The 12591-nt window shown below is 63.4% G+C and carries 14 protein-coding genes; 6 read left to right on the forward strand and 8 right to left on the reverse strand.

Annotation, left to right across the window (positions count from 1 at the left end):
- Positions 1-181: 181 nt before the first annotated feature.
- Complete coding sequence (locus K6G35_RS18595) at positions 182-1168, forward strand: Bug family tripartite tricarboxylate transporter substrate binding protein (RefSeq protein WP_008641121.1); 987 nt, start codon at positions 182-184, stop codon at positions 1166-1168.
- 108 nt (positions 1169-1276) lie between these two features.
- Here K6G35_RS18595 and K6G35_RS18600 read toward each other — a convergent pair whose 3' ends face one another.
- Both K6G35_RS18600 and K6G35_RS18605 read right to left on the reverse strand, forming a co-directional pair.
- Positions 1277-3037 carry a SulP family inorganic anion transporter gene (locus tag K6G35_RS18600; protein ID WP_495676842.1) on the reverse strand — a complete coding sequence of 587 codons (1761 nt, stop codon included), beginning with the start codon at positions 3035-3037 and terminating at the stop codon, positions 1277-1279.
- Positions 3038-3120: 83 nt separating this feature from the next.
- A complete protein-coding gene (locus K6G35_RS18605) occupies positions 3121-4029 on the reverse strand; it encodes a LysR family transcriptional regulator (protein ID WP_008641118.1) in 909 nt (302 codons plus the stop codon).
- Between the two features lie 134 nt (positions 4030-4163).
- Here K6G35_RS18605 and K6G35_RS18610 point away from each other — a divergent pair, with 134 nt between their 5' ends.
- Both K6G35_RS18610 and nfsB read left to right on the forward strand, forming a co-directional pair.
- Positions 4164-4628, forward strand: coding sequence for a VOC family protein (locus K6G35_RS18610; RefSeq protein ID WP_051705273.1), 465 nt, complete (start codon positions 4164-4166; stop codon positions 4626-4628).
- 60 nt (positions 4629-4688) lie between these two features.
- Entirely contained in the window at positions 4689-5342 is a 654-nt protein-coding gene (gene nfsB / locus K6G35_RS18615; protein WP_008641114.1) for an oxygen-insensitive NAD(P)H nitroreductase, read from the forward strand.
- A gap of 115 nt (positions 5343-5457) precedes the next feature.
- Here nfsB and K6G35_RS18620 read toward each other — a convergent pair whose 3' ends face one another.
- Positions 5458-5988: a flavodoxin family protein gene (locus K6G35_RS18620; protein WP_495676843.1), complete on the reverse strand. Its 531-nt coding sequence runs from the start codon at positions 5986-5988 to the stop codon at positions 5458-5460.
- A gap of 154 nt (positions 5989-6142) precedes the next feature.
- On the opposite strand from K6G35_RS18620, the gene K6G35_RS18625 reads away from it, so the two are divergent.
- Both K6G35_RS18625 and K6G35_RS18630 read left to right on the forward strand, forming a co-directional pair.
- Positions 6143-6460, forward strand: a complete 318-nt coding sequence (locus tag K6G35_RS18625; protein WP_495676844.1) for a hypothetical protein — start codon at positions 6143-6145, stop codon at positions 6458-6460.
- 53 nt (positions 6461-6513) lie between these two features.
- Entirely contained in the window at positions 6514-6714 is a 201-nt protein-coding gene (locus K6G35_RS18630; protein WP_008641111.1) for a YgaP family membrane protein, read from the forward strand.
- Here the strand turns inward: K6G35_RS18630 and K6G35_RS18635 are convergent.
- A complete protein-coding gene (locus K6G35_RS18635; RefSeq protein ID WP_495677148.1) occupies positions 6695-7657 on the reverse strand; it encodes a LysR family transcriptional regulator in 963 nt (320 codons plus the stop codon). The two genes, K6G35_RS18630 and K6G35_RS18635, sit on opposite strands and share 20 nt — an antisense overlap.
- A gap of 336 nt (positions 7658-7993) precedes the next feature.
- Here K6G35_RS18635 and K6G35_RS18640 point away from each other — a divergent pair, with 336 nt between their 5' ends.
- On the forward strand, positions 7994-8470 hold the full coding sequence (locus tag K6G35_RS18640; protein WP_008641108.1) for an aromatic-ring-hydroxylating dioxygenase subunit beta: 477 nt from the start codon (positions 7994-7996) through the stop codon (positions 8468-8470).
- A 34-nt stretch (positions 8471-8504) separates the two neighbouring features.
- Here the strand turns inward: K6G35_RS18640 and K6G35_RS18645 are convergent, their stop codons facing one another.
- The 4 genes from K6G35_RS18645 to K6G35_RS18660 all read right to left on the reverse strand — a co-directional run bounded on the left by K6G35_RS18645 (position 8505) and on the right by K6G35_RS18660 (position 12531).
- Positions 8505-9092 (reverse strand): GNAT family N-acetyltransferase, encoded by a 588-nt coding sequence (locus K6G35_RS18645; protein WP_008641107.1) that lies wholly within the window; start codon positions 9090-9092, stop codon positions 8505-8507.
- A gap of 290 nt (positions 9093-9382) precedes the next feature.
- Entirely contained in the window at positions 9383-9814 is a 432-nt protein-coding gene (locus tag K6G35_RS18650; protein ID WP_008641105.1) for a rubredoxin, read from the reverse strand.
- Positions 9815-9903: 89 nt separating this feature from the next.
- Positions 9904-11196 carry a gallate dioxygenase gene (locus tag K6G35_RS18655; RefSeq protein WP_008641103.1) on the reverse strand — a complete coding sequence of 431 codons (1293 nt, stop codon included), beginning with the start codon at positions 11194-11196 and terminating at the stop codon, positions 9904-9906.
- 9 nt (positions 11197-11205) lie between these two features.
- A complete protein-coding gene (locus tag K6G35_RS18660; RefSeq protein ID WP_495676845.1) occupies positions 11206-12531 on the reverse strand; it encodes an MFS transporter in 1326 nt (441 codons plus the stop codon).
- Positions 12532-12591 lie beyond the last annotated feature (60 nt).

A 12591-nucleotide genomic window follows, 5' to 3' on the forward strand; every position in this document is an offset into this window, starting at 1 on the left:
GATGGCGCATCGTCGCGTCGTTCGCTTATCGCACATTTGCATCGCGGCGCATCCATTTTTGACCGGCGTTGACATGCCATTGCGTGGACGCGTCCCCGATAATGAACCGCGCCGATCCCATCGGCTGCATATGTTCCGCCATGCGGACGTAATAAAGAGAATCAAAGTAGGAGATGACGTCTTGCGTATCAAGCATCAAGCATCGCGCATTGCGCGCGTTGTAGCTATTGCCGTTGCCGGCCTTTCCATCCACCACGGCGCCATCGCCGCCGACGCATGGCCGGCCAAGCCGATCAAGGTGATCGTGCCCTATACCCCGGGTGGCTCCACCGATACCGTTGCGCGCGTGGTGTTCGAGAAGGTTTCACAAAGCCTTGGCCAGCCGATCGTGATCGAGAACAAGCCGGGCGCCAACAGCACGCTGGGTGTCGGCGTGGTGGCCCGTTCGGCGCCCGATGGCTACACCTTCGTATCCGTGCTGGCCGCCTACAGCGCGAACATGTCGCTGTATTCGAAGCTGAGCTACAAGCCCACCGACCTGGCGCCGGTCGCCGAGATGGCCGAGCTGCCGCTGTTCCTGTTCTCCAGCAAGAAGCTGCCGGTCAAGACCGTGGCCGAACTGGTCGACTACGGCAAGAAGCATCCGGATACGCTGACGTTCGGCTCCAGCGGCATCGGCAGTTCGGCGCACCTGACCGGCGAGCGGCTGGCGATGGAATCGAAGGTCAAGATGACCCACATTCCGTACAACGGCAGCGCCCCGATCCTGCCCGCGCTGGTCTCGGGCGAAATCTCGATGGCGTTCGATCCGCTGCTGGTGCCGATGCCCCACGTGAAGTCCGGCAAGATCAACGTGCTGGCCGTGGCATCGGCCAAGCGCTGGCCGAGCGAGCCGAATATCCCGACGATGGAAGAGTCCGGTTTCCCGGGCTTTGTGATGAGCTCCTGGACGGGCCTGCTGGCACCGGCAGGCACGCCGCAACCCATCATCGACCGGATGGCGAAAGAGATCGCCGCCGCCACGCGTAACCCCGACGTGACGAAGAAGCTGACGGAGCTGGGCTTTATCCCAGTCGGCGGCACGCCCGAGGAGTTCCGCAAGCTGATCGAACGCGATACGTCGCGCTACGGGCAAATCGTGAAGGCTGGCAAGATCACGCTGGACTGACGACTGACAGGTACGGGCGACACCATGGTGCCTGTACCTCTGCTTATGCCTGTATCCGCGCGGCGCGGGAAGTCTCTCCGCGTCGCGCGTTGCTTCAATCGCCCCACCCTACTCGTTCCGGCCCCACGCGTCCGGCCAGTCTCCCTGCCGGCCGACATAGGCATCCACCGCGCTGCCCACCGTCGGGTGAAAGCGATCCTCGCCGATCACGTCCATCAGTTCGAAGCGCCGCAGCTTGTCACGGACCGGGTCCTTCATCTCCGCAAAATGCAGGGCGATACCGTGCTCGCCCAGTGTGCGACTCAGCTCGCGCAGCATGTCAGCGGACGTCACATCCACGCTGGTCACCGGCTCCGCGGCCACCACCACGCGGTACACGGGGGCCGGAGACTCGTCGATCGCTTCCTGCAGGCGTTCCTGGAACAGCTCGGCATTGGCGAAGAACAACGGGGCATCCCAACGGAACAGCACAAGCCCGGGAATCCGCTTGCCGTGCGGATAGCGCTCCAGGTCATGGTAGCCGCGCAGGCCCTCGACTTGTCCGAGTATCGCGTAGTGGGGTCGCCAGCCGTCCCAAAGGAATTCAATAATGGCGAGCACCACCGCAAGGCCGATACCGGGAATCGCGCCGAACACGGCAACCGCCACGAAGCAGACCATCGAGAGCCAGAACTCCCATTGCTGGATGCGATAGATCCGCTTCAGATCCGCGAACTCGAACAACCCTAGCGCGGCGGCAATCACCACTGCCGCGAGCGCGCTGTTCGGCAAATAGCGCATCAGGTCAGGCGCCACCACCAGCAGCGCCGCGACAGCCAGCGCGCCCACCACGCCAGTCAACTGGGTCCGCGCGCCGGCCGCCTCGGCCACTGGCGTGCGTGACGCGCTGCTGCTGATCGGGAAGCCCTGAAAAAAGCCCGCGGCGAGGTTGGCGGCGCCAAGGCCAACCATCTCCTGGTTCGGGTCCACGCGGTGATGGTGCCGTGCCGCGAAGCTGCGGGACAGCACACTGGTATCCGCGAAGGCGATCATTGCCACCGCGCAGCCACCCGCCACGATCTTGACGAAGTCGAGACCACTGGCCCAGGGCACCGCGAAGGCCGGCAAACCCTGCGGGATCGAACCCAGCACCTTCACACCCATCTGGTCCAGGTCGAACATGATCACGCACAGCGTTGCCACGATCACCGCTATCAGAATGCCCGGCACGCGTTCGAAACGCTTGAGCGCGAGGATCAGCACCAGGCTACCGGCCCCAACCGCGGCGCTATACCAGTTGACCTGGCCGGCAACCAGCGCCTGGCCCAACAGCACCAGTTCCCGCAGCGGCCCGGTGTCCTCCACGCGGATGGCGAAGATCTTCGGCAACTGGCTGACCAGCACCGTGAACGCAATCCCGTTCATGTAGCCGTAGCGGATCGGCTTGGACAGCAGCTCGGTGATAAAGCCCAGCCGCAACAGACCCATGACGATGCAGAACAGCCCCGAGACGATCGCCATCATGCTGGCCACCGCGATCGCGCGCGCCGGATCGCCACCGGACATCTGGACGACCACTGCAAGCACCGGCGCCGCCAGCGCCGAATCGGGGCCGAGCACGAGAATCCTGCTGGGACCGAATACCGCATAGGCAAGCAGCGGCACGATGGTCGCGTAGAGGCCGTAGACGCCTGGCACGCCTGACGCTTCCGCATAGGCAATGCCAACCGGCACGAGCATCGTCGTCAGGACCAGCCCCGCCGTCAGGTCCCGTGGCAGCCAGCTTGCCTGGTAGTCCCGGGCCATCGCCACGCCCGGCAGCCATCGCAGCCAGGAGTTGGGGATCCGCGCTTTACGCGAGGCGCCTGGGTTGCGGCCGTCGGATAGCATGGTCGGTCCTCTTTTCTAGTTGCGATGCACCGTGGGGATTCGGCAAGACATGGCCATACATCCCTAAGCATAGATGTGGATCATCAAACCCGCGCGACTAGTCGCTCCACCCGTTCGGCCACGAAATCGCGCAGACCGCGCAGCAACGGCGTCAGTTGCGAACGCCCCGCCACGACCATGTACAGCGGCGACGCTTCGGCCGTCCATTCGGTGCACAACGCACGCAGGCGACCGGCCGCGAGATCGTCGGCCACATCGAACCAGGCCTTGTAGGCGATGCCCTTGCCGGCCAGCGCCCAGCGGCGCACGGCGTCCCCATCGTTCGAAACATTGGCCGGCTTGACGCGCACGGTCAGGGTCTCGCCGTCTTCGCGCGCGAAGCGCCAACGATCATGCACGTCATCGCCAAACATGTAGCAGAGACAGCGATGCGCGGACAGGTCATATGGCGTTTGCGGCATGTCGTGACTGGCGAGATAGCCCGGCGAAGCGCATAGCACCCTGTGGATGCCCGTTGCCACCGGCACCGCCACGAGATTCGAATCCGGTGGCTCACCATAGCGGAAGGCCACGTCGACGGGATCGCTGTAGATATTCGCCACGCGGTCCGTCAACTGCAGCCGGAATTCGACCAGGGGATGGCGGTCCTGGAACGCATCGAGCCAGGGCAGCAGCAGGTTGCGTCCGAAGTCAGACGGGGCAGACAGCCTGACCACGCCCTGGAACGCCTGGTTGCCGGTGACCAGATCCCGGCTTGCCTGCTGCAGCACCTCGAGCGCGGGCCGGCATTGCGCCAGGTACTGCTCGCCCTCGCGGGTCAGCCGCATCGTGCGCGTGGAGCGCACGAACAACTGGACGCCCAGTTCGCCTTCCAGCCGCTTGAGCGCCGCGCTGGTGGCCGCCGGCGTCAGGTCCAGCGCCCGCGCGGTGGCGGACAAGCTGCCGTTATCGGCGGTTCGCACGAAAATATCGAGTTCCTGAAGCAATCTCATGGGCGTCGAAGGCACAGGGCCGATCTGGAGCGATTTTCAAATTTTATTTGAATACGGGTACAAGTGAAGCCCCGTTTTTCAATCGACTGCGTAGTGGGATCATCCACCATCCCCATCACTTCGAAGGACGCGCCATGGATTCCGCACATCCCGCCAGCCCGCGCGAAGCCTGGCAGTTTGACCACCTCAACGTGTCGATCGGTGCTGATCATGCGTTGCGCGCCCTGTTCGAAGGCGTGATGGACATGCATCCCGGGTATCGGCCGCCATTCCCTTTCCCTGGCTTGTGGCTCTATGAGGGCGACCAGGCCATGGTGCACGCGGTGGACGACGACTCGCTGTCGGCCAGCAGCGGCGAAGTCCGCATGGGCCATATCGCATTCCGGAGCCAGGCCAGCGCGACAGACGTCATCGCCCGCCTGCAGGCAGCCGGCCTGCGTTTCCGGGTGGCCCATGTTCCCGCCGACGACACCATCCAGATTTTTGTGCCACTGCCCGGCGGACTGGTGGTCGAGCTCGATGTGCCGGGCGATCCGGACATCTCCACCAGTCACCAGTACAGCGCCGAGCGGCGCGCGCCGGACGCGGGCGACATCTGAATTCGTACTCACCCTTCCCCAACATCGCATCCACCTGAACAAGGAAACACCATGAAAGCCATGAAGCTGTCGGAGATGATCGCCACCCGCCATACCGTGAAAGCGTACGAGCCCGGCCGCACCATTCCGCAGGACGTCATCGACGAACTGCTGGCCGTGCTGCACAAGAGCCCGTCATCCGTGAATTCGCAACCGTGGCACTTCGTGGTGGCGTCCACGCCGGAGGCCCGGGCACGCGTGGCGCGTGCCGCCAGCGGTGGCTACAGCGCCAATGCGCCGAGGATCGAGAATGCCTCGCACGTGATCGCACTGGCCGTGCGCGCCGACATGGACGACGCCCACCTGAACAAGCTGCTGGAAGCCGAGGAGCGCGATGGCCGCTTTACCGCGGAAGGTGCGAAGGCAGGGCAGAACAAGGGACGTCGTTATTTCGTCGACCTGCACCGCTTCGCGTTTCGCGACGTCCAGCAGTGGATGGCGAACCAGGTCTACCTGGCACTCGGCAGCCTGCTGACGGGCGCGGCGGTACTTGGCGTGGATGCCACGCCGATGGAAGGCTTCGACCGCAACATCCTCGATGCAGAACTCGGCCTGCGCGAGCGTGGCTATACCAGTCTCGTGCTGGTGTCACTCGGCTACGGCAGCGAGCAGGACTTCAACGCCGACCTCCCCAAGTCGCGGCTAGGCAAGGAAGAGGTCTTCACGTTCCTGTGACGGACGTCATTAAGGGACGTCATTAAGGGACGCCATTGAGGGACGTCATTAAGGGACGCCAGCACGACGATGCTGGCGTCCTTGCGTGGGGATACGCGCGCGGGTGGGTTCCTGCTCATGCCTCGTTCGGCGACAGCCACGCCGAGCGCGGCGCGGCGTCTCCGGCGCGCGGGTCGCGCTGCAGGATGCGAGCAAATTCGTCGAGATCCACCTTGGCCTCACCGGTGGTCACCTGCTGTTGCATCAGCACCATGACCGGATGCGGCGGACGGTCCATCGCCGTAGCCACCTCCTCGGCCGCACGGAACCCGCCGCGCGCGGCCATCACCGCGATCGCCGCCAGCGGCCCCTTGTAGCTGCGCTGGTCCTGCAGGAAGCTCCGCATCGGCGCCGCCAGATGCTCCACCCAGACCGGCGCCATCACCACCACGCTGCCGCAGGTATCGAGCGGCGGACCGTCGTAGCGATAGCCAACCTTGCGGCCCAGCCGATTATCCAGGACACAGCGCAAATCTCCCCACCAGCCCGCCCGGCTGACCGCGTCGCGCAGTTCGACCACGCGCCAGCCCAGGCGCGAGCCGAGCATTTCGGCGGCTTGTCGCGTGGTGCCGGTGCGGGAGTAAAAGATCACGAGGTTTTCAGCCATGTTGTCTCCTGATTGCCGAATGGATGGCGCTGACAGATTTCATCTGTCAGCCTAGCGGCAGACGTTGCCACGTGTTTGACGTACGTCAATCTGCGATCGGGCCTAGTGTCTAGACTCGAGACACAATCTTGCAGTTCAGACCCAAGAGGCCGTCATGCATCGCAACACATACTTCCTGGCCATTGCCGCCGCAGCCGTGGCATTGACCTCGCTTCCGGCCAGCGCGCAGAAGAACTACACCGATGGCGGCGACCTCTACGGCGGCGCGCACGCGCCGGTGACAAAGGACGCACAGGCACCCGCCAAGTCTGGCAAACACAAGCATAGTGCTTCCCGCAGCGGCAAGTTCGATCCCTATTCGGAAGGTGCGCAGACGAAGTCCAATCTGACTCCGCAGAAGAAGGGCGCTGACGACGCGGCGCACGCCGGGAAATTCAACCCATACACCGAAGGCCAGGCTGCCAAGCAGTAACCCGCGCCAAAGCCACGCATATCCGTCATCCCTCCCACCTGACTGGAACGCTCATGCAAAAAAACGCTGGAACCCTTGACCGCCTCGTGCGCGTCGCCATCGGAGTCGTGCTGATTGCCTTGACCCTGACGGATCAGATCGGCGTCTGGGGATGGATCGGCGCGGTGCCGCTCGTGACCGGTCTACTCGGATACTGCCCGCTATATCGCGTGTTCGGCTTCAACACCTGCCCCATCACTCGCCGCGGCAGTTGACCACCAAACCCTGAGGCGACATCGTCGCCTCAGGAATCGGGCAAACCGCGAACCTGTCGGATATCACGTTCCGCAGCCACTGGTTGCCCACCTCCCGGTGACGGGTAGCGTGCCAGAACACGTTGACACTGATCTCGGATATCTTCACCGGACACGGCGCGGAAACCAGGTTGAACAACACCAGCGCGCGCTCCGCATAGGCCTGTGGCACCACCGCGATCAGATCGGTCGATTGAAGGATATGACCTAGCGCCGCGAAATGCGGCACGCTCAGCCGCGAGCGTCGCGTCACCCCCGCCTGCTGGATTGCCGCATCCACCCTGGTGTGGCCCGTGCCTTCCGCACTGATCGACACACGATCCGCCGTGGCAAACGCTGCCAGCGTCAAATCCCTTCGTCCAAGCGGGTGCCCTTTCCGAAAGATGCACACGTACTGCTGTAACAACAGCCGACGCTGGAAGAAGCCCGCCGTCAGGCCCGGCAGGAAACCGATCGCCAGATCGATACAACCACTTTCCATCGCGCCCTTGAGTGAATCGCCGTGTATGCACACGGTGCTGATTCTCACGCCTGGCGCCAGTTTGCCAAGCTGCTCCATCAGGCCTGGCAAGAGATAGATCTCGCCGATATCGGTCATCGCCACGGTGAACGCTCGCGTGCTCGTCAAAGGATCGAACGTGGCGCGTGCATTGAGCGAGTGGTGGATGACATCGAGCGCCTCGGTGATCGGCCCGGCTAGCATGCCGGCAAGCTGTGTGGGGACCATGCCCTTCGACGTCCGCAGAAACAGGTCATCGTCCAGCAACTTGCGCAGGCGATTCAGCGCATTGCTGACAGCTGGCTGCGAGATCCCAAGCGTCCGCGCCACGGCGGACATTTTGCGTTGACGCAATAATTCGTTGAATACGACAAGCAGGTTCAGATCGATGTCCTGCAGTTCCATTACTACGTCTCCACCCGATTTATCAGGCACTACCGCGGCATTATCACTAGCGGTGATAGTGCAAATCAACCAGACCGCTATTGTCAACGCTGCCGTAAACGGCACTATGGTGCCCGGACAAAAAGCCAGCAAATACTGTGCCGTGGACGTTAGATCCAATCACCGTATTTCGCGACGCCGGCACACGACCGACGCAAGGCGATACGTCAGGCCCCAGACCGCATCACCCGCCGAACCCGGCAAGCGCAAACTGGCAACGCCAGTCTCGCAGAACCTGAAGAAAACGTCCGTGGCAACTCCCCACCATCAGGGTGTGCCACGACATGGAGATTGAGGATGACTACCGTCGAAACCTGGCAGCAAGTACTGTTGCTTTACGCCGATTACACTGCCGCGCTCGATAACAAGCAATGGGAGAAATGGCCCGATTTCTTCTTAGAGCAATGTGTCTGCAAGATGCAGTCGCATGAGACGCATGTATGCGGCTTGCCGATGGCAACACCCGCATTCGAGAGCTGTGGACTGCTCACGGAAAAGGCTTGTGCGAACAGAATGGACGCCCAGGATTTTCATTACAGGCAGCAGGTCGGCCTCCCGCGCATTCTGGAGGACAGCGGTAGCGAGATCCGCATCGAGACCAGCTACGCGATCTTCCACACCACGTCCGACGACACGTCGGCCATCCACAGCGTCGGACGCTATCTGGACACCATTGCGCGCACCGACGCAGGCTTGAAGTTCGCGTCGCGCGTCTGCATTCTTGAAAGAAGGGCGATCCCGGACTTGCTGACAGGCCGATGCATGAGCCGTTGAGCCAGGGCATCAGCCGCGCGAAATACGGATCCAATCATTTGTCCGGGCCAGTGGTCCTGCTGCCCTTGCCAGTGATTCCATCCCATTGGGCGCCGGACAGGCGGTAGAGCACATGCCTGGCGAGACGATCCCCCGAAGGCAGTGCCGGATGATCGAAATCGTCGCTGGCCGCGTGATGCATGCCAAGCCGCTGCATTACCTGTTCCGAGCGCTGGTTGATCGCCGCGGTGAAGGACACGATCTCGGCAAGCCGCAATGCGCCGAATCCGAGATCCAGCGCCGCGCGAGCCGCCTCCGTGGCATAGCCGCGTCCCCAGTGCTCTCGCGCCAGACGCCAGCCAATCTCCACGCATGGCCCAAATGGGGGCACCCATGACGGTATCGCCAGTCCGGTGAAGCCGATGAACGTCGACGTTTCGCGCAATTCGAGGGCCCACAACCCGAAGCCATGCTGCGCGTGATGCTGACGGATACGATCCATGAGCGCATCGCTCTGGGCATCGGACAGCGTCGACGGAAAGAACGCCATGATCTCTTCGTCCGCATTGATGGCGCGAAACGGTATGCGGTCTTCCTCGCGCCACTGACGCAGGCGCAGGCGAGCGGTGGGCACAGGTTCCATGTTCAGCAGGCTCCGTCTCTTCGGATCTTCGGGTTCCAGAGGGTTCACGGTCACACGACCAGTCGACCACTCACCGATGCCCAGTCACCCAGCGTCAAGTCTCTCGAACCGCCTTGCAGCACGGCACGACGTGCAAGTCGATCATGCCACCATTGTCAGGCCGCGTGAAACTGTTATCCACGTAACCCGGTGGCAACGAATGGGCAGCGCAGAGTAGCGCACATGAATCCGCCACTGAAACAAGGATGCCCCGTCCTGAGGATCTTCCCGAATGATCCTGATGGCGCCGCCTAGAACTCCACCATGGCAAAGTCTTCCTTGCCGACGTCGCACTCGGGGCAGCGCCAGTCGGCAGGAATGTCTTCCCAGCGCGTGCCGGGCGCGATGCCGTCCTCGGGCAACCCGGCCGCTTCGTCATAGACCCAGCCGCAGATGATGCAGACCCACTGCTTGAATTCGCTCTCGGCGTTTGTGGCAGGCTTTTCTTCGGCCTTTGCCTCCGTGCGGGCGGGCGCGGCGTCAGCCTGTGCGGGCGGCCCTTCGAGACTGAACACAAGCGGCGCGGTGGTACCCGACGCGGCCTGCGCTAGATGTGCCTGAAGCTGCGCCAGTAGTGCCTGGGCCTCGTCGATGGTCAGATCCACCCAGTACGGATCGCCTGCGGCGTCGTTCAGGCGTTGCGGAGAGAACTGGAGTTCGACAGAAGTGCCTTTCTTGTACATACGGAAACCGAGCGGGGGCTGGTGCAAGTCAAAAACAACCTCGCACATGGCGGCATTGCACCGGAATTCAAGCCCCCGACATCGTCCGGTCAGGACTTCGCACTCCATGAAGCGCTGCCGCTACCGGCCACCGAGTACAGCGCGCCCGGCGCATTGCGCGTCTTCTGGAAGTCTTCAAGGGACTGGCCACGCATCGCCGCGTAGATATGCAGGTTCGAGACACCGCAGACCGCGCCGAGCTTCTCCAGCATGAAGAAAATCACGCCGTAATGGATCATGCCGCGCCAGTCGTGGCGCGTAATCATGTCGCGCTCTTCCTGCGTCAGTTCCGCTTCGTCGTAGGTTGCCAGCGGATCGGCGCGGAATCGCTCGCGGAATGCCGGATCGATAAGCTGATGCAGATAGCGGTTGATCCGGTATGCGCGCACGCTGGTTTCCAGGGTGAACGGATATGTCCCTTCCAGTTGCTCGATCCCGCGCAACTGATGACCGATGTGCTCGCGCTGGCGTTCGGCACGCGCCTCTCGCAGCGCGGGGTCGTCGGCGGATTCGTTCTCGTAGACCGCCACGGCGATGCCGGTCATCGATGGCAGATAGTAGTCACGATGCAGGCAGCGGACGCGGCTCGACATCGCGCCACGCATCACCATCCACATGACCACTTCCGCGCTCTCGAAGCCGCCTCGCTTCGCGTACTCGGCATGGGTGATGTCTAGCAGCGCCTCGGGATCGGATTCGAACAGGTCGAGGAACTGGTGATCCCACGCGGTATTGTTGAAGCCCGCACGCTCGCCATGCACCTGGTGCGACAGGCCACCGGTGGCGACGATCGCCACCTTGAGGTCTTCCGGGTAGCTCTCCACCGCGCGGCGGATCGCCTCTCCGAGCTTGTAGCAACGACGCGCCGACGGTGCCGGGAACTGCAGCACGCCCACCTGCAGCGGCAGGATCTTCACAGGCCACTCGCCCTCGTGCGGCAGCATGACCGACATCGGCGAGAAGCAACCATGATCGAGCGGCTTGTCCTGGAAGAACGACATGTCGAACTCGTCGGCCACCAGCGATGCGCCGACGTGCCGCGCCAGTTCGACGTGGCCGCGCGCCGGTGGCAGGTTGCGTGGGCCACCGCCCTCATCGGCAGCGTGGTAGGTATCGCCGATACCCAGCGCGAAGGCCGAGTAGTGATCGAAGAAGAACGACGTGACGTGATCGTTGTAGACAACGAGCAGCACGTCGGGCTTTTTCCTGGCGAGCCACTCGCTCACCGGCGCATAGGCCGCGAAGATCGGCGCCCAGGCGGGGTCCTGCTGCTTGCCCGCGTCGAGCGCGAATCCGATGGTTGGCGTATGGGAAGAGGCGATTGCGCCGATGATGGTGGCCATGGCAATACGTCAAGCGGTTACGGCGCGAGGCTGCGCCTTCGTGGAAACAATGGAGATCGCCGCCATGGTCGCCGGAACGGCCAGGATGGCAATCACCGCGCTGAAACTCCAGCCCATCGACAGCAGCACACCGCCCGCCATGGAGCCGGTGATGCTGCCGAAGCGGCCGATGCCGAGCATCCAGCTTACGCCAGTGGCACGCACCGGCGTGGGATAGCACTGCGGCGCGAAAGCGTTGAGCCCGGTCTGCGCGCCGCTCATGCAGAAGCCGGCCAGCAGCACGTAGAGTGCGAACATCGACGACGTGACGCTGCCCGAAGCCAGCATCAGGATGAACATCGCGCCCAGCACATATGACACGCCGATCACGCGATGGGGCGCGAAGCGGTCCATGCAGTAGCCCACCACCAGCGCGCCGACGGTGCCGCCGAGCTGGAACAGTGCCGTCAGGTTGGCGGCGCGCTCGATCGGCAGGCCAGCGTCCTTGATCAGCGTGGGCAGCCAGCCGCTCAGCAGGTAGATCACGAGCAGCCCCATGAAATACGTGATCCACAGCGCCAGCGTCATGCCGCGATAACCCGGCGACAACAGCGTGCGCACGGGCTGCTTGCCGGAAACCGGCGGCTCGCTGATCGTGAACACGGTGTCATCGGCCACCGCGCCGCCGATCACCCGGCGCAGCGTGCGGGCGATTCGCGCCGGCGAGACATTGCGGACCACCATGAAGCGCGCCGATTCTGGAATCAGCATGATGTAGAACGGCAGGCAGATCAACGGAATCGCGCCACCGGCGATCAGCACCGCGCGCCAGCCATGATGCGGCAGAATCGCGGCGGCACCGAAGCCCACCAGCGCGGAGCCGAGGTTGAAGCCCGTGAACATCGTCGCCAGCAACATGCTGCGCGAACGTTCCGGCACATACTCGGAGAGCAGCGTGGTCGTGCTCGGCATGGCCGCGCCCAGACCAAGGCCGGTCAGGAAGCGCAGCAGCGACAAGGTTGCCGTGCCATCGGCGAATGCGCTCAGCAGATTGAATACGCCGAACAGCGCGATGGAACCGACCAGCAGCTTCTTGCGGCCGAAGCGGTCGGACAGCGGCCCGACCACTAGCGCGCCGATGGCCAGGCCGATCGGCGCGGCGCTCATCACCATGCCAAAGGCGGCTTTCGAGATGCCCCATTCGCGCGTGATGTCCGGTGCAAGGAAGCCCATGATGGCCACATCCATCCCGTCCGTGGCGACGATCAGGAAACACAGCACCAGCAGCAGCCACTGGTAGCCGGACATCTTGCGTTCGTTGATATGGGCCCGAATGTCGAGCCGTTGCGTTGTCATGTTGCCGTCTCCTGGCGTGATCCGCCGTGCGGGAGTCAGCGGATTCTAGTTATCGACATG

It is taken from the genome of Cupriavidus sp. HY129 (assembly GCF_059492215.1).